The sequence below is a fragment of the Novosphingobium sp. SG751A genome, assembly GCF_013149295.1.
Classification (GTDB): Bacteria; Pseudomonadota; Alphaproteobacteria; order Sphingomonadales; family Sphingomonadaceae; genus Novosphingobium.
In genome coordinates, this window is the sequence record NZ_JABGCB010000028.1 from 1 (window position 1) to 17,192 (window position 17,192).

A 17,192-nucleotide genomic window follows, 5' to 3' on the forward strand; every position below is an offset into this window, starting at 1 on the left:
CATAATGCTGCATCCAGAGGCCGGACAGACGAGAGCACCTGACTACGTGCCAGATCTCATTTAACGCTTGCTTCTTTTGGGGCGTCCACAGACGGACTTTGGTGGATTGGGGACGTCAACTTTCAGGGTTCAGCGGATCATAGGCAACAGGACGAGGATCGATCTCGTAATGCCCTGCGATCAACATATAAAAATCAGGCCGCGCCAGCATCGCCATCCGGTTGCCGACGCCTTCAAACAGCACGACCAAATCGCGCCCGTGGTTGATGTCCTGAACCCCGGAGGCGTCGCTCTGGACCGCAGTCTGGGCGGCTGCGACGGCATGTGCCTGCGGCGAGGATGGCGGTCATGTGGCGCCAGTAATGTCGTGGATTATTCATTCAAACCCCTCTGATTCTGCTTCTGTATGGGCAGATGAGAGGGCAGTAACCTTAGGTGTCGTTGTATAAAAATCATCGTTTATGATGAAATTCATAAAGGGCGATGATGTAGCCGATCAGGCATTTTCATCATGATAAGTCATGAAATTTTTGCGGTAAGGTTCAAGAATTTCTGAAAACTTCTCGCGAAACCACCTCGACGCCGGGTCGTTGTTTTTACATGTGGGCCATTGCATGTGGATCATCGTCACCGGATCGCCGCAAGGAAAGCGTGCAAGCTGGTGGGGCCGTCGCTGATGGTAGAATTCGGCAGGCTGCTTGGCACCCGCGCGACAAGATCGGAGGCTGCGACAACCGAAGGGATCAGGGCCGCGCTCATGCGTGCCTGCGTGTTGGGCGCCGGGGCGCCCAAGCCGATACCGTGGGGCAGCATCGCGCGTACTTGCGGCATGGTGGCAAAAACATCTTCGCTGACACCGGGAACAGCTATGGGGTGATCGCGACGAGCAATATAGACTCAGGGTTCTGCAAAAAGCCTGTCATGGGGATGGTCAGGCAAAAGCTGGAAAAACGGCTGAATGACCAGATCCATTTCGCCATCAAGAAACATCTGCCAAGCCCCCGGACTGGGCGCCATGCATGTGACACGCGACCGGGGGGAGCAGCGCAGGACCTCCCTGATTACATCGGGCAAGAAGATTTCAGCCAGATGATCGGGGGCTATCAGAGTGAAGGTCTGCTCTGCCTCGAAAGGTTCAAAGCGTGGCCGCGCCGAGACAATCGCCAGCGCATCGACCAACAGGGCCCGCAAGGAAGGCTGAAGGCGGCGGGCAAAGGGCGTCAACAACAATCGGCCGCCCTGTCGAACGAGAAGTTCATCGCCGAAATGTTCGCGCAACCGCGCCAGCGAATTGCTGATGGCGGGCTGGGTCAGGGCAAGCCGGTCGGCGGCGCGCGTGATGCTCAGTTCGGCCATCATCATGTCGAGGGCGCGTAAATGGCGAAGGTCGATGGAATCGAAAATTCTCATCGACAGATCATGCGCCTGTCGCCTGCATGCGTCGGACTCTTTGGCTTACTGGCCCGATACATGATCCGGCGAGCTTTCATCCTCGGCTCATCCTTCATAATTCGGCGGCAGCGATGCCTGCCCGCGCCGCCACATCATCATTCTCGCCCGTATCTCCGCTGATCCCTACGGCACCAAGGATCTTGCCATCGACCTTGATCAGCACGCCGCCCGGCGAAAAGGCGATCTGTCCATTCAGCGCGACGCTGACGCTTTGAAAGAAGATCGGATTGCTTCTGGCCCGCTCGGTCAGCACCGAAGTATCCGCATCCATGCCCAAAGCCCCCGATGCTTTGGCTCTTGCAATGGCCAGTCGGGCAAAACTGGCGCCATCCTCGCGAGCAAAGGCAATTGGATGGCCGCCGGTATCCAGCACGATCACCGCCAGCGGTTTCAGTTCTTGGGCGCGGGCATCGGCCAATGCGCCAGCTATAATAGCCTGCGCGGCAGTAAGGGTGAGGGCGCTCATACAAATTTCTCCAAAACTATGGGGTGAAACTTTTTCAAACCGGCCGGGCGTTGCGCTGCGGTCTGGTTTCGCGCAGGAAGAAGCTGGCTAGAATGATGGCCAGCCCCGCCCCTGCCGCCAGCCAGAGCGGCGCGGTCAGATCGAAACGCTCGACCAGATAACCGCCGACAATCGGCCCCAGCGTCGCGCCCAATGCGTCGCCGCCGATTGATACAAAGCCGACGGCAGTGGCGGTCAGTCCAACCGGCGCCAGTTCCATCGGCACCAGCACCATGGCCAGCGCGGCAATGGCTGGGCCCGCCGATGTCAACATACCGGCCGGGATCAGCAGCCCTGCATCGATACCGGGCACCAGAAAGAGCAGCGGAAGAAGCGTTGCTATGGCCGCTGCCGTCAGCAATGCGGGGCGGCGCCCGATCCGGTCCGACAGGGCGGGCCATGTCACACAGTAGAGGAAGCCGCCAAGACCCGATGCGCCCAGTATCCAGCCGATCTGCGTGCCGGAAAAGCCTTTCGTCTGGCTCATGAACAGGGGCGCAAAAGCGTTGAAGGCAAAGATCCATACCGTCAGCATCAGCGCGGCGACAAAGCACAACCACATATCGCGCGAGGCCAGCACAGCCCGCGCTGCGTCAAGGCCGGCGCGCGGGGCATGCGGTTGACGCGCGGGTTCGGGCACATGGCGTGCCACCACCGCTGCCAGGATCAGGCCGGGAACGCCTGCGGCAAAAAAGGCTGCGGGCCAACCGAAATGTGCTGCGATCTGGGTGGCAAATACCGGGCCGACGGCCGACCCGACCAGCGATCCGGCGCAGACCACGATGCCCACATTGCGCCCGCGCCGCTCGGGCGTGGAAAGATCCTCCATGGTGGCCATGATGACCGACCAGCACGGCCCCTCGGCCAGCCCCAGCAAGGCGCGGATCAGCAGCATTTCCTCAAAATTGCGTGCCAGGCCCGATACCCATGACAGAAGCGAGAAGACCACCATCGCGGGCACCAGCACCCGCTTGCGCCCCACCCGGTCCGACACCATGCCGAACACGAAGGTGGAAAGCGCCCAGCACACCGATACCGCGCCCGCCAGCAGGCCGATCTGGCTGGGCGAGAGATGCAGGCTGCGCTCCAGATCGGGGCCGAGGAACAATTGCTCCATGCGGTCGAGCATCACCGTGCCAAAGCAGCCCGCAAGGATCAGTGCGATGGTGGTCTCAGAAGGACGGGAGGTCATGGGGCGGGGTTCCTCAACGCATCGCATAGGACAAGGTGACGCCGAATGTGCGCGGAGCCGCCGGGAAATAGGCATCGCCAAACGTGTCGGGCTGAACGTCGGAATAATAATGCTTGTTGCCGATGTTCTCAGCCCAGACCTTTACGGCGACCCGGGGCAGGACATCGAGGCTGAGCGATCCGTTAAGCAGGCCATAGGCGGGTTGGCGCACCCGGTTTTGCGGATCGAAATAGAAGCCGTCATTATAGCTGTACGATCCGGCCAGCGTGGCGCGCCCGATGGGCGTGGCAAAGGCATATTGGGCCGACAGGCTGAACACCAGTTCGGAGGCCAGCACGGGAACCTTGCCGCTGGCATTGCCGACCGACGCGACCAGCCCCCCGGCGGGCGCAGCGGGCAATGTAAAGAAGAGCGCATTGGTAAAGCCCGAGCCATAGCGGCCGTGCAGCCATGACATGTTTGCCTGTGCCGTCAGGCCCTGCATGGGCGCGGCCTCAAGTTCCACATCGACGCCTTTGAACGAGGCATTGGCGCCATTGTAGAAGATCGGCGTGGTCAGACCGTTGGGGATGCCCCGGATCTGGATGTCCTGCACCTCATTGTCGAACAGGGCGATGTTGGCGCGCAGCTTGTGGTTCAGCAGATCCGATTTCAGCCCGATTTCATAGGCATCGACCGTTTGGGGCCGCACCGAGGGCAGATTGGGGTTGGTGGCGTTGAACAGCCCGCTCTTGAAGCCCCGGCTGTAGGAGGCATAGAGCAGCACGTCGCGCGTCATCTGATGATCCAGCGCCACGCGCCAGCTTGGCTTTTTGTCCTCCAGCGTCTGGCGGGGATAGGTCGTGGCCGGGACTGCGGGATCGCTGATCGCGGTGATGAAATCAATGTGCCGTTTGTCGATGGTATAGCGCAGGCCGCCGGTCAGCCGGGTCCCGTTTGCGATTTCATAGGTGGCCTGTCCGTAGGCGGCGAAGCTCTGCGTATTGGCATAGGAAAACGTATCGGCATAGGCCAGCGGCGCCACGGCCAGACCGGTCACACGCACCGGCACGGTCTTGAGTTCATTTCTGTAATAGAAAGCGCCCAAAGTCCATTTCAGCGGACCATCGCCGCTGGAGGCGAGCTGCAGTTCCTGCGTCCAGGAATAGCTGAGGCTGTTGATGTTGAGGTTGAGCAGCGGAACCGGGGAAAGATCCTTTTCGGTATTCAGCCGGAAATGGACAAAGTCATGGCTGGTAATGCTGGTCAGCGTGGCAAAGCCCAGATCATGTTTGAACGTGGCGGCATAATTCTGCTGGTCGGTGCCGGTGCGCAGGTTGCTGTTGGTGGTCGTGTTGTAAAAGCCGTTGTAGCCCGGCGTACCCACCACGGTCAGCTCACCCGGCAGCAGCGCGCCGCCTTGCAGATTGGGCGCATAGGCATGGGAATACATGGCGGCCAGCGTCAGGCTGGTGCCGCTGTCGATGGTCCAGAGCAATTTGCTGCGCAGCCCGCCATACTCGCCCTTATAGGCGTCAGCCCCGGTGGTCAGGTTCTTGCCCCAGCCGGTGCCCTGATGGTTGTAATTGCCCGAAACATCGATGGCCAGATTGGGCGTGATCCCGGTGGTGGCGTAAAGACCGGCGGTGACGGTGTCGTAATTGCCATAGCCGATCTGAGCCTTCAGATTGGTTTCCTGTGACGGCGCGGGGGTGATGATCTGGATCAGGCCGCCGCTGGCATTGCGGCCGAACAGCGTGCCTTGCGGTCCTTTCAGGATCTCGATACGGGCGATATTGTTGAAGGCAAACAGCGAGGCGGTGGGAGAGGGTTGATAGACCCCGTCGATATAGACGGCATTGGCGGATTCATCCGCACCCGATCCTGTGCCGCCGACGCCGCGAATGGCAATGGATGCCCCGCCCAGACCCGTCGAGACATGCACCGCAGGCGCCAGCGTCGTCAGGTCCGAAGTGGAGGCGACACCGATCTGGCTAAGCCTTTCAGCGCTGGCGGCGGTGACCGCGATAGGTACTTTCTGCATATTCTCGTTACGGCGCTGGGCGGTGACGATGATGTCGGCGACACCGGATTGAGGGGCGCCGGATTGCGCCTGCGCCGTGGTGGCAAGACTGATGGCCAGCAAGGATGCGCAGCCCATGGCAAAGGCCCGGATAATCGTCGTTTGCATAAACATCTCCCTCTTCCGCGGCCTGTTCTATGCTGGCCTTGCGGAGTAAAACGTTGAAAATAATCGGTTACAACCGGTGGGCGGTGCTTGCACCAAAGGTTGGAAACATGGGATGCGGGCTCCAGCCGACCCGCGCATCGATGACCACAGAGGTGTCGGCGGCAAGGGCGCGGGCCATCACCGCATCAAGATCCTCCAACCGTTCGAGGCGCTCGCCATGGCATCCAAAGGCGCGGGCGATGGCCGCGTAATCTGTGCCGTCCAGATCGGTGCCGATCTCAAAGCCGTGTTTGTTTTGTGCGGCACGAATGACGCCCCAACTGGCGTTGTTGTGAATGATCGTGATGACCTTGAGGCCATAGCGCCGGGCGGTGTCGAGTTCCTGCAGGCTGAAACCAAAAGCGCCGTCGCCGGTCAGGCAAAAGACCCGCCGATCAGGATAATGGCCGGCCATAGCCAGAGCGGCTGGCAGGCCAAAGCCCAGATGCGACATGCCGGGTTCGTGAAAACGGGTGCAGGGAAGCAGCGCCGGGGTAAATTCATTGCTCCAGAAACTGGTGTGGCCGCCATCCAGCGTCACCAGATCATTTGGTCCGATGAAACGGGCCACGCCTTGCGCCAGAGCGCCGGGATGAATCAGGCCGTCTATGTTCTTCAGGTCGATGGATGCGCGATAGGCATCGCGCTTGGCCGTCAGGCCGGGCAACCAGTCATGTGCCGGATGCAGTTCGACGCCGGACAGGGCTTGGACAAGGGCCTCGATCGCCAGCCCGGCATCGCTTGTCACGCCAAGGGTGAGAGGCAGGGCGTGGCCCAGCGCGGCCGGGTCGATGTCGATCTGCACCAGCTTGCGATCCGGGCGATCATCCCATCGGGGCGGCCCGTCCACCCAGAGGAAGGAGGAAAAACGGCAACCAAAGGCCAGCACCAGATCGGCCTGCTGCATGGCCTCGACCACCGCGCTGCCGCCGACAAAGCCGCCTTGGCCAAGGCTTTGCGGATGATCCTGTGGGATGACACCAAGCCCCATCTGCGTGGTGATGCCGGGGCAACCGACCCGGTCCAGCAAGCGAACCATACCGGCGCAGGCATCGCCGCCGGACCGCGCAACACCGCCCCCCGCGATGATCAGAGGGCGCCGTGCCTGACGCAGCAAATCCACCACCTCGGCAATATCCTGCGCATGGGGGGCGGGAGGGCGACCTATAAAGCTGGTCACCGGCGCATCCAGTTCGGCTTGGCTGAAACGAAAGGCGCCACTCAGAATTTCGGCCGGAATATCGAGATGCACCGGGCCGGGGCCGCCGCTCAGCGCCTCCCGCAAGGCACGGTGGACCAATTCGGGCAGGCGTTCGCCCACCGTAACGCGGGCGTTCCACTTGGTAAGGTGGCGAAAGAGCGCTTCATTGTCGGTCGAACTGAAAGCGCCCCGATGGGGGTGCATGATCGCCGAAGGATTGCTGGAGGTGATCGCCAGCACCGGCAGATGGTTGGCCCATGCGCCGCCCAGCGCGCTCAGCAGATTGAGGCCACCCGGCCCTGTTTCCCCCAGACACAGGGCCATCCGCCCGGTGGCAGCAGCAATGCCGCTGGCCATGAAGGCGGCGCTGGCCTCGTGGCGGACGCCGATGAAGCGCATGTCGTCACGGACCGACAGCGCCTTGAACAAAGGCGACAATTTGCCGCTGGCGAGGCCAAAGACCGCGCGAATGCCCGCACGATGCAAAACATGAACCACCGCGTCGGCACCCGACATTGAAACATGGGTAGAGGCGTCATGGTCCTGCATGGAATGCTTTCATTGAATGGTGCCCGGATGGGATGGCCCGGCTATGTGCTGAGGTTTGGCGGCTAAAGGGCCATCAGGTCAAATCGTATAACTTGAATACGGCATAGATCTGAGTGATACCTTAGATGTCCCATCCACAGAGGTAATTCATGATCGATCCGCGACATCTGACCCATCTGCTGGCCATTCACGAACAAGGCTCGCTCAGTCTGGCCGGTCAGGTCCTCAACCTGTCCCAGCCTGCGCTGTCGAACAGCATCGCGGTGCTGGAGCAAAGATTGGGCGCGCCTGTGCTGATCCGCACGGCGCGCGGGGCGGTGGTCAATGATCTTGGCCTGGCGCTGGTGCGGCGCGCCCGCGAGATCCGCTCCGTGCTTGATGCCGCAGCGCAGGAGGCCAGTCTGATGCGCAGGGGACGCATGGGGCCATTGACCATTGGAGTGACGCCAAGCCTTGTCGAGCAATTCATTCCGGAAGTCATGGAGACACTGCTGACCGATCTGCCTCATCTGGCGATATCGGTGATCGAGGGGCTGGACGGGCCTTTGAATGCGGCGCTGCTGGCCGGTGAACTCGATGTCGTGGTGGCTTCTGTGGGTCAGCCTAATGCCTCGCCCGATATTGCCGAAGACCTGCTTGTCTCGGACCCTTTTTTGCTGGCGGTTCATGAGGATTCGGCGTTGAGCGGCCGACCGAGGCTGGCACTGGCCGATACGCTTGAGGAATTATGGATCGTACCTCGTCCGGGCGGGTCGGCCTATGCGCATACTCAGGCGATGTTTCTGAATGCGGGCGTGGATTGGCCAAAGCGCACATTTTCCACCAATTCAGTGGCTCTTACTCATCAGCTTGTTGCACGGATCGGGGCTGTCGCGCTGGTCAATCGTATCACGGCCCGCGGTTGGCTGGCACCGGTTCGCACCGTCCCTGTGGCGGAGGCGGGGCATCGCAAGATCGGGTTGCGCCGCCGTCGAACCAGTGAGGATTCGCCTTCGGTGCGGGCCTTTGCCGAAGTCGCCGCGCAAGTGTTTGAAAGACAGTCCAGGGCAGCGCCGCCGTTTCGGCAGAGTGACGACCGCGGCGTATAAACCCGGTGCTCTGATCGATCAGGGAGGCGATGGCGGCTAATGCAAGCCCCCATGACAGAGAACTGGACCAACAGCTCAAGCCGAGACCGGAGCTGCTCGAGGCCCGGGAAGTACACATCACGATCAAGCAGGAGATGGCGGACAGGGTGGGATTCGAACCCACGGTGAGCTTCCACCCACGGCGGTTTTCAAGACCGCTGCCTTAAACCACTCGGCCACCTGTCCTTATGTTGCGGCGCATAGCCCCGATTCCCGGCCAAGCGCAAGGGCTGGCGGGTTTTTTTGCGCGGACGGCTGTGCCATAAGCGTGGGCATGACGATCCGCCTGACGCGCAACCGCTGTATGACCGCCTTGTTTTCTCTGGCTTTGGGGCTGGCCGCAACGATGATGCCGCCATCGCGCCTTTGGGCGCAGGAGGATGCCAGCCCGGCCGGATTTGACGCCTATATGCAACTGCTGGCCGCGCGGGCGCGGGGGGAAGGGGTCAGCGAGGCGACCATTCAGGCGATGACCACCGGACTGACATATAACCCCCGCGTAATCCAGCTCGACCGCAGCCAGCCCGGCGCCAGCACAACCACCACACCGCCCGCCTATGCACCCTATCGGATCAAGCATGTCGATGCCTCGCGCATTGCACGCGGGCGCGCGGTTTACGGCAATGTGGCGGGCGATGCCGGGCGGATCGAGGCGCGCTACGGCGTGCCCTTGCCGATCCTGCTGGCCATTTGGGGCGCGGAAACGGATTATGGCGCGGCCAAGGGCGGGTTCGACCTGGCCGGGTCGCTGGCCACGCTGGCCTATGAAGGGCGGCGGCGCGAATTGTTTGCGGCTGAATTTATCGCGCTGCTAAAAATGGTGGATCGCGGCGTCCCGCGTGACCGGCTGCGTGGCAGTTGGGCAGGGGCCTTTGGCAACCCGCAATTCCTGCCCTCGGTCTATCTGCGGATCGCGCAGGATGGCGATGGCGATGGTTTTGCCGATATCTGGACCAGCCGGGTCGATACGCTTTCCTCGATCGGTGCCTATTTCCGCGATGCCGGGTGGAAGCCGGGGGTGCCATGGGGTGTGCCGGCGTCTGTGCCGGATGGTTTTAACCGGGCCGGTGTCGCCTCGCGACTCGATTCGCCAGTTTGTCCGCGCGTCCATGCCCGCATGAGCCAATGGAAAACCGTGGCCGAATGGCGCGCACTAGGGGTCAATGCTGAGGGAAATATCAGGGATTCTGAGCTGACTACCCTGATCGAGCCGGATGGCGCAGGAAAACCTGCCTTTCTCTTAACCGGTAATTATCGGGTTATCCTCGATTATAACTGCTCGAACTATTACGCCTTGAGTGTGGGATTGCTGGCCAATGAGATTGCCCGTTGAACGTCGAGTAGCGCGCCTGATGCTGGCGGTAGCCGTTTCAGGGGCTGCGCTGGGGGCGGGAATGCCCGCAAATGCCGGGCTCAAGATCCCCTTCGTTTCGGGCGGCGGCAAATTGCCCCCCGCGCCCGCCACGCCCGATATGCCGCGCGCGGTATCGGGTCCGGCGGCGGATTACCCGGTGGTGCTGGGCGAACCTTATAAGGTGGGCGATACGGTGTTTTCGCCTGCCAATGCGATGAATTATGACGCTGTGGGATATGCCTCGGCGGGCGGACCTGCCTCCGGCGTTTCGGCGGCGCATCACACGCTGCCGCTGCCCTCCTATGTCGAGGTGACTTCGCTGACCAATGGCCGCACGATTTTGGTGCGGGTCGAACGGCGCGGTCCGATGGACAGCAACCATACGATCGAATTATCGCCCGCCGCGCTGGCGCAACTGGGCGCGAGCAGCGACGGGCAGGCGCCGGTGCGGGTGCGCCGGGTCAATCCGCTGGAAAATGAGCGCGCCCTACTGCGCGCCGGGATGAATGCGCCCGAACGGATGACCACGCCCAAGCCCTTGCTGGCGGTGCTGCAACGCCGTCTGGCCACCGATCCCAACGCCAATCACGCGGGTGCCTCGCTGGCGACCAGTGTGCTGATAGGCGCGGCGCATGACGAGGACGATGATGCGCCCGCCGCCAAGCCCGCACCCAAACTGGCCGCAGCGACGCCGGCGGCCAAGCCGGTCAAGGCCGCCATCGCGCCTATGCCCGTGGCCCCCACGCCGCGCCAGCCTGTTGCGCCGCCTGTTACCGGTGCGTCCTATACCACGCCGCGTTTCACCGCCCTTGCGCCGGTGAAGACGCCCGCCGAACTGGCCTATGCCCCGCCGGGCCAACCGGCGCAGAGCTTTGTTCCGGCCAAACCTGTGGTCAAACCGGTGGCGGAGCCGAAAGCGCTTGCCGTGGTCAAGCCTGTCGCCAAGGCCCCCATCGCTCTGGAGGCGCGAGTCAGCGCCGCGCCCGCATCGGTTTCGGGCGGCTTCGTAGTGCAATATGGCGCCTTTTCGGAAAAGGCCCGCGCCCAGTCGCTGGCTCATGCCGCAGGGGCGCAGATCGTGGGCGGCGGCACACTATGGCGTGTACGCTCAACCGCTTATCCTTCGCGCCCGGCTGCCGAAGCCGCGCTGGCTAAAGCAAGGGCTGCTGGCTATACCGAAGCGCGAATCCAGCGCGGGGATTAAAGGTCGTTCCCCGCGACTGGCGGTTCTCATCTCAAAGCGGAGAGGGCCGGACAGATTGCGGGAACGAGTTTGAAAATTTCTCGAATGAAAAAGCTGCTGATTGCTGGCGTTACGGTCTCTGTCGCAGGGCTGGCGGCGCTGGCCGCGCATGGCGGGGTGAATTCGGGTCAGGTGGTTGTGCCGCTGGCCCCGCCTTTGCCTGCGCCCACATCGAATACGACCAATGTGGCGTTGGCCGCGCGGGCCGACGATCCGCTGCCCCCGGCCGAGATCGGCGCGGCTCCGGTGGCTTTGCTCTATGATCTGGGCTCCGGGCGCACGCTTTATGCGCATAATGCCGATACGCCCTTCCTGCCCGCTTCGGTCACTAAGACCATGACCGCCTTTGTCGCCTTTGAAATGCTGGCCAAGGGCGAATTGCGCGAGGATCAGACCTTTACTGTCAGCCGCGAAGCATGGCGCGAATGGCATTCCAAGGGCAGCCGCATGTTCCTGTCCGAGGGCAGCAAGCCCACTGTGCATGATCTGTTGATGGGCATCATGAATGTTTCGGCCAATGATGGCGCGGTGGTTCTGGCCGAAGGGGCCGGGGGCAGCGTGGCGGGCTGGGTCGAAAAGATGAACGATGCCGCGCGCCGCCTTGGCATGACGCACAGCCATTTCGGCACACCTAATGGCTGGATGGACAAGGGCAACACCTATGTCTCGGCCAATGATCTGATCAAACTGTCCAGCGCAATGCTGACGCGCTATCCCGATTATTACCGCCGTTTCGTCGGCCAGCCCGGTATGACATGGAACGGCATTACCCAGCCCAACCATGACCCCACGTTGGGCGTGGTGCCCGGCGCGGACGGGATCAAGACCGGCTTTACCGGCGAGGCGCATTACAATTTCCTCGGTTCGGCCCAGCGTAACGGGCGGCGCTTGCTGATGGTGCTGGCCGGTGTGCCCACCCCGCGCGAGCGGACGGCGGCGGCCAAGGCCTTGCTGGAATGGGGCTTTTCCGCATGGGAGGATAAGCCGTTGGTGGCCGCCGGGACAAAGCTGGCATCCGCACAGGTGCAGGGGGGCAAGGTCGGCTCGGTCGATCTGATTGCGCCGCGCGATATGTTTGCCACGATGCCTGCGGGGGCATCTGCCCCTGCAAATTTGCGGGTGATTTATAACGGACCACTGGTTGCGCCCATTGCCAAGGGAACGCCGGTGGCCGAATTGGAAGTACGGCTTGGGGGAGCCGCTCCTGTGCGTTTGCCATTGACGGCGGCGCAGGAGGTCGAAAAAGGCGGGGTCATGGATCGGGTAAAGTTTGGTTTTGCAAGGTTGATTTCCTGATGGGTGCACAGGTCAGGGCACCGGGGCGCTTCATCGCGCTCGAAGGAGGCGAGGGCGTCGGCAAATCGACCCAGAGCAAATTGCTGGCCGAGGCCTTGCGCGCGGGCGGCTATGAGGTCGTGCTGACGCGCGAACCGGGCGGCACGGCGGGGGCCGAGGCGATCCGTTCGCTTTTGCTGGGCACGGAAGGTGAGGGATGGGGGGCGCGAGCCGAAGCGCTGCTGTTTGCTGCGGCGCGGGCCGATCATGTCGAGCGACTGATCCGTCCGGCTCTGGCGCGCGGGGCATGGGTGATCTGTGACCGCTTCATCGATTCCAGCCGCGCCTATCAGGGCGGCGGCAGCGGTCTGTCGGATGAGGACGTGCTGACGCTCCACCGGATCGGCAGCGAGGGACTGTTGCCGGACCTGACCTTGCTGTTCGAGGTGCCGGTGGAGGTGTCCTCAGCAAGGCTGGCGGCGCGTGATGCCGATGGATCGGACCGGATCGGCGGGCGTGCGGCGGAATATCACGCCCGCGTGAGCGCGGCCTTCGAACGCTTTGCCGAGGCTGAGCCGGAACGCTTCGTCCATCTCGACGGGGCAGAGGATGTCTATGTCGTGCATGATGCCGTGATGTCGGCGCTTGGCCCGCTGTTGTGACGCGCCTGCTGGGCCATGACGCGCCGTGGCGCGAATGGCACGCGGCGCTGGGCAGCGCGCGCATGCATCACGCCTGGATTCTGGCCGGGCCGCAGGGCGTGGGCAAGGGCAGCTTTGCCCGGATCGCGGCCGCTGAACTGGTGGCCGAACCGGGTGTGGCCCAGCCTCCGGTCGAGGCGCATCCCGACATTTTGATCCCCGAATATCCTCCCGCCACCAAGGAAGACGAGAAAAAACGCGAGGCGGGCGAGGATTATAATCGCAAGCGTTCGATCCCGATCGACGAGATCCGCCGAATGCAGCACCGTTTGAACACAAGGCCCACGCTGGGCAATCGGCGGGTGGTCATTCTGGACACGGCGGACGATCTGGAAAAGAACGCGGTCAATGCGCTGCTGAAATCACTGGAGGAACCGCCGGCGGGGACTTATTTCCTGCTGGTAGCGCATCGTATCGGGCGTTTGCTGCCCACGATCCGGTCGCGTTGCCGCATCCTGCGCTTTGCGCCGCTGGAGGATGGACAGGTCGATCTGGTGCTCAGCCGCGCCGCGCCCCATACCGATGCGGCGACGCGGGCGGCGGCGATTGCCGCGGCCCAGGGTTCGCCCGGCGTGGCGCTGGAATTTGTCGAGGAGGATCTGGCCCCGGTCCATGCTCTGATGCAGAGGCTGGCGGCCGAGGGCGATCCCGATCTGGCGCTACGCGGCGCTTTGGCCACGGTGATGGGCGCGCGCCCGAGCAGGGCGCGGGTTCAGGCGGCGTTTGAACTGGCGCGCGCGGTGCTGGCCGATAACCTGCGCGCGGCAAGCCCCGAGCGGCAGGCGCGGATGATCGAGGCCCATGCTGCCCTGGTCCGTTTGGGGGCCGAGGCGCCGATCTTCAACTATGAACCGCCCATGCTGGCCATGGAGATGGGGGCGCTGTTGGCATCGGCGTCCGGGCGGTAATTCGGACATGGATAAAAAAGCGGTTTGCAGCGGGCGGATGCTTGCCTAGAGAGGCGCAAATCTCTTTTATTGCAGGTGCCGCAGGCTCATGGCCGATCCATTCTATATCACCACCGCCATCGCCTATCCCAATGGCAAGCCGCATATCGGCCATGCCTATGAGGCGATTGCCGCCGATGTCATCGCCCGGTTTCAGCGAGCCTCGGGCCGCGATGTGCGGTTTCAGACCGGCACGGACGAACATGGGCTGAAAATGGCGCAGAAGGCGCGCGAGTTGGGGATCACGCCCCGCGCGCTCTGCGATGAAATGTCCGCCCATTTTCAGGCGATGTGCGACACGCTGAACATCAGCTATGACAAGTTTCAGCGCACCACCGACGAGGCGCATTATCGCGCCAGTCAGGCGATCTGGCAGGCGATGGAGGCCAAGGGCGACCTGTACCTCGACCGTTACGAAGGCTGGTATTCGGTGCGTGACGAGGCTTTCTATGATGAAAGTGAGCTGGTCGCGGGCGAGGATGGGGTAAAGCTCTCGCCGCAGGGCACGCCGGTGGAATGGACGGTGGAGGAAAGCTGGTTCTTCCGCCTCTCGGCCTATGGCGACAAGCTGCTGGCGCTCTATGCCGAACATCCTGAATTCATTCAGCCCGAGAGCCGCCGCAATGAAGTGATCCGCTTTGTCGAAGGCGGCCTGCGCGATCTCTCGATCAGCCGGACCTCGTTTGACTGGGGCGTGCCGGTGCCCGGTTCTCCGGGCCATGTGATGTATGTGTGGGTCGATGCGCTGACCAACTATCTGACCGGGCTGGGCTATCCAGAAAAGACGTCGGAGATGGACAAGTGGTGGCCCGCCGATATCCATCTGATCGGCAAGGATATTGTCCGCTTCCACACCGTCTATTGGCCCGCCTTTTTGATGAGCGCGGATCTGGCGCTGCCGCGTCAGGTCTATGGCCATGGTTTCCTGCTGCATCGCGGCGAGAAGATGTCGAAATCTTTGGGCAATGTGGTCGATCCGCTGGAGCTGGCGGAGCGGTTTGGCGTTGATTCCTTGCGCTATTTCCTCCTGCGCGAAGTCAGCTTTGGCAATGATGGTTCGTATAGCGCCGAGGCAATTGTCACGCGGTGCAATGCGGAATTGGCCAACAGTTTCGGCAATCTGGCGCAGCGCACCTTGTCCATGATTTTCAAGAATATGGGTGGTGTTCTTAAGGCCGATTGTGCGGTGGCCGAGGCCGATGCAGCGTTGACTGGCGTTGTTGCTCACAAGATTGCCGGGTTGCGCAAATCTTTTGCAGCTTTTGATTTTTCCGAAGGCTTGTCACTTTGGATGGAAGCAGTTTTTGCCTGCAACGCCTATGTCGATGAACAGGCGCCCTGGACGCTGCGAAAGACCGATCCGGCGCGGATGGAGGCGGTGTTGATGACACTGCTGCGCTGTGTGCGTGATCTGGCGCTGGCGGTGCGTCCGGTGGTGCCGACGGCGATTGACCGCCTGCTTGATCAAATGGGCGTTGAAGCGCGCGATTATGATGCGCTCGATACCGACTGGCTGGCCGCGCTGGCGGGGCAATTCACCCTGTCGCAGCCGGTCGGCGTGTTCCCCCGTCTCGAACTGCCCGCGGAGGACTGATGCTGATCGATTCGCATTGTCACCTCAATTACAAGGGGTTGGTCGAGGATCAGGACGAGGTTCTGGCCCGCGCCCGCGCGGCCGGGATCGGCGGTTTCCTCAACATCTCGACCCGGCAAAGCGAATGGGACGCGGTGATCGCCACGGCGGAGCGCAACCCCGATGTCTGGGCCACAGTGGGCATCCATCCGCATGAGGCGGATGAGCACGCCGATCTGGGCGAGGGAGCCTTGCTGGAGGCCACGCGCCATCCCAAGGTGATCGGGATCGGGGAAACCGGCCTCGATTATTATTACGACCATTCCGACCGCGCGGTCCAGCAGGCTCTGTTCCGCACCCACATCCGCGTGGCGCGTGAAACGGGCCTGCCACTGGTCATCCACACCCGCGATGCCGAGGAGGACACCACACGCATCATCGAGGAGGAGATGGGAGAGGGGGCCTTTCCGGCGCTGATCCATTGCTTCACCGCCTCGGCCGGGTTTGGGGCGCGGATGGTGGAATTGGGGCTGACTATCTCGCTTTCGGGTATTGTGACCTTTAAAAATGCCAAAGAATTGCAGGCTTTTGCCGCCGAAATTCCGGCGGAGCGCCTGTTGGTCGAAACGGATTCACCTTTTCTTGCGCCGGTGCCGCATCGGGGCAAGACTTGCGAACCGGCTTATACCGCCGACACCGCGCGTTTTGTGGCCGGCCTGCGGGGCGTGGAAGTTGAGGAGCTGGCCGCGCAGACCACACAGAATTTCCGCAAGCTGTTTGGAAAAGCGGCATGAAGGCGATCATTCTGGGCAGCGGGACCTCGACCGGCGTGCCGCGCATCGGCGGCGAATTCGGGCTGGATTGGGGCGATTGCGACCCCGAAGAGCCCCGCAACCGCCGCACGCGTGCCTCGATCATCATCGAGAACGATTCCGGAACGAGGCTGCTGGTGGACACGTCCACCGATTTGCGCCAGCAATTTATCGCCAATAATATCCATAAGATAGACGCAGTCTTTTGGACACACGACCATGCCGACCATGCCCATGGCATCGATGATCTGCGCCCGCTGCGCTATGGACGCACGGGGCCGATCCCGGGCTATGGCGTGGATGAAACGGTGCGGCGACTGCGCCAGCGTTTTGGCTATGTTTTTGCAGGGCAATTTGGCTATCACACGATTGTTCAGCTCGAAACGCTGAACCAGTTGCGGATGTGCGCCGGGATCGGTATCGGCTGGACCGTGATGCCGCACGGGCCGGCCAAGAGCACCGGGTTTCGCTTTGATTGTGATGGCAAGACAATCAGTTACGCCACAGACTTCAGCGAGATTACCGATGAAATGGTCTCGCTGTTCTATGGCTCGGACGTGCTGATTACCGACTGCCTGCGGCGTGAGGCCCATCCGACCCATGCCAATCTGACGATGTCGCTTGAACTGGCCAATCTGACCAAGGCGAAAAAGGTCGCCTTGATCCATCTGGACAAGAGCATGGATTACGCCACGCTGAGCCGCGAAATTCCGGCCCATGTCGATGTCGGCTTTGACGGGATGGTGATTACGGCATGAACCCGGCCGGGATCAGCATGGACCAGATTGTCGCGCTGATCGCGGTGGCTCTGATGCTGATGCTGGTGTGGCGCAATCTTTCCAGCTATCGGTTGAGCCGGGCACGGAAATTGGGCATGGCGATGTTGTGGGTGGCGGCTTTCGGGCTGATTGCCTTGCTGTCGGCGCAGTTCGGATTGTAGGCAGGCGCATAGTCGCCATGATCAATCTTTACATAATCAGCATTATCGGAACATTTCATAAGCGCAAAAATCTCGCTGCTGCTCCTTTGCGCGACCAATCTCTTTTGCGATC

16 protein-coding genes and 1 tRNA gene are annotated in these 17,192 nt (G+C 62.1%); 10 read left to right on the top strand and 7 right to left on the bottom strand.

Translation table 11 applies throughout. The annotated features are described in order from the left end of the window. Positions 1 to 115 precede the first annotated feature (115 nt). From FHW96_RS26550 to FHW96_RS23705, 6 genes are all read right to left on the bottom strand, one after another. Complete coding sequence (locus tag FHW96_RS26550; protein ID WP_256432896.1) at positions 116 to 250, bottom strand: hypothetical protein; 135 nt, start codon at positions 248 to 250, stop codon at positions 116 to 118. 647 nt (positions 251 to 897) lie between these two features. Then, a complete protein-coding gene (locus FHW96_RS26845) occupies positions 898 to 1,410 on the bottom strand; it encodes a LysR family transcriptional regulator (RefSeq protein WP_172343042.1) in 513 nt (170 codons plus the stop codon). A gap of 94 nt (positions 1,411 to 1,504) precedes the next feature. Continuing rightward, positions 1,505 to 1,918: a heme-binding protein gene (locus FHW96_RS23690; protein WP_172343043.1), complete on the bottom strand. Its 414-nt coding sequence runs from the start codon at positions 1,916 to 1,918 to the stop codon at positions 1,505 to 1,507. A gap of 34 nt (positions 1,919 to 1,952) precedes the next feature. Continuing rightward, positions 1,953 to 3,149 (bottom strand): MFS transporter, encoded by a 1,197-nt coding sequence (locus tag FHW96_RS23695; protein ID WP_172343044.1) that lies wholly within the window; start codon positions 3,147 to 3,149, stop codon positions 1,953 to 1,955. Positions 3,150 to 3,162: 13 nt separating this feature from the next. Beyond that, a complete protein-coding gene (locus tag FHW96_RS23700) occupies positions 3,163 to 5,319 on the bottom strand; it encodes a TonB-dependent receptor (protein ID WP_172343045.1) in 2,157 nt (718 codons plus the stop codon). A 67-nt stretch (positions 5,320 to 5,386) separates the two neighbouring features. Beyond that, positions 5,387 to 7,108 (bottom strand): thiamine pyrophosphate-binding protein, encoded by a 1,722-nt coding sequence (locus FHW96_RS23705; protein WP_172343046.1) that lies wholly within the window; start codon positions 7,106 to 7,108, stop codon positions 5,387 to 5,389. 149 nt (positions 7,109 to 7,257) lie between these two features. Between FHW96_RS23705 and FHW96_RS23710 the strand changes: the two genes are divergently transcribed. Next, a complete protein-coding gene (locus FHW96_RS23710) occupies positions 7,258 to 8,196 on the top strand; it encodes a LysR family transcriptional regulator (RefSeq protein WP_172343047.1) in 939 nt (312 codons plus the stop codon). Between the two features lie 135 nt (positions 8,197 to 8,331). Here the strand turns inward: FHW96_RS23710 and FHW96_RS23715 are convergent. Further along, a tRNA-Ser gene (locus FHW96_RS23715) sits at positions 8,332 to 8,421 on the bottom strand. Positions 8,422 to 8,509: 88 nt separating this feature from the next. On the opposite strand from FHW96_RS23715, the gene FHW96_RS23720 reads away from it, so the two are divergent. The 9 genes from FHW96_RS23720 to FHW96_RS23760 all read left to right on the top strand — a co-directional run bounded on the left by FHW96_RS23720 (position 8,510) and on the right by FHW96_RS23760 (position 17,080). Further along, entirely contained in the window at positions 8,510 to 9,568 is a 1,059-nt protein-coding gene (locus tag FHW96_RS23720) for a lytic transglycosylase domain-containing protein (RefSeq protein ID WP_371815797.1), read from the top strand. Continuing rightward, the gene (locus tag FHW96_RS23725; RefSeq protein ID WP_172343048.1) at positions 9,552 to 10,793 is read left to right on the top strand and encodes a septal ring lytic transglycosylase RlpA family protein; all 1,242 of its coding nucleotides are present in this window, start codon (positions 9,552 to 9,554) and stop codon (positions 10,791 to 10,793) included. The genes FHW96_RS23720 and FHW96_RS23725 overlap by 17 nt, the downstream gene beginning before the upstream one ends. An 84-nt stretch (positions 10,794 to 10,877) precedes the next feature. After that, the gene (locus FHW96_RS23730; RefSeq protein WP_172343049.1) at positions 10,878 to 12,128 is read left to right on the top strand and encodes a D-alanyl-D-alanine carboxypeptidase family protein; all 1,251 of its coding nucleotides are present in this window, start codon (positions 10,878 to 10,880) and stop codon (positions 12,126 to 12,128) included. After that, positions 12,128 to 12,769, top strand: coding sequence for a dTMP kinase (gene tmk / locus FHW96_RS23735; protein ID WP_172343050.1), 642 nt, complete (start codon positions 12,128 to 12,130; stop codon positions 12,767 to 12,769). Before FHW96_RS23730 ends, tmk begins: the two co-directional genes overlap by 1 nt. Then, positions 12,766 to 13,716: an AAA family ATPase gene (locus FHW96_RS23740; RefSeq protein WP_371815798.1), complete on the top strand. Its 951-nt coding sequence runs from the start codon at positions 12,766 to 12,768 to the stop codon at positions 13,714 to 13,716. The genes tmk and FHW96_RS23740 overlap by 4 nt, the downstream gene beginning before the upstream one ends. 88 nt (positions 13,717 to 13,804) lie before the next feature. Next, a complete protein-coding gene (gene metG, locus FHW96_RS23745; RefSeq protein WP_172343051.1) occupies positions 13,805 to 15,349 on the top strand; it encodes a methionine--tRNA ligase in 1,545 nt (514 codons plus the stop codon). Further along, on the top strand, positions 15,349 to 16,122 hold the full coding sequence (locus tag FHW96_RS23750; RefSeq protein ID WP_172343052.1) for a TatD family hydrolase: 774 nt from the start codon (positions 15,349 to 15,351) through the stop codon (positions 16,120 to 16,122). Before metG ends, FHW96_RS23750 begins: the two co-directional genes overlap by 1 nt. Beyond that, positions 16,119 to 16,898 (top strand): MBL fold metallo-hydrolase, encoded by a 780-nt coding sequence (locus FHW96_RS23755; RefSeq protein ID WP_172343053.1) that lies wholly within the window; start codon positions 16,119 to 16,121, stop codon positions 16,896 to 16,898. Before FHW96_RS23750 ends, FHW96_RS23755 begins: the two co-directional genes overlap by 4 nt. Beyond that, a complete protein-coding gene (locus tag FHW96_RS23760) occupies positions 16,895 to 17,080 on the top strand; it encodes a hypothetical protein (RefSeq protein WP_172343054.1) in 186 nt (61 codons plus the stop codon). Before FHW96_RS23755 ends, FHW96_RS23760 begins: the two co-directional genes overlap by 4 nt. Positions 17,081 to 17,192 lie beyond the last annotated feature (112 nt).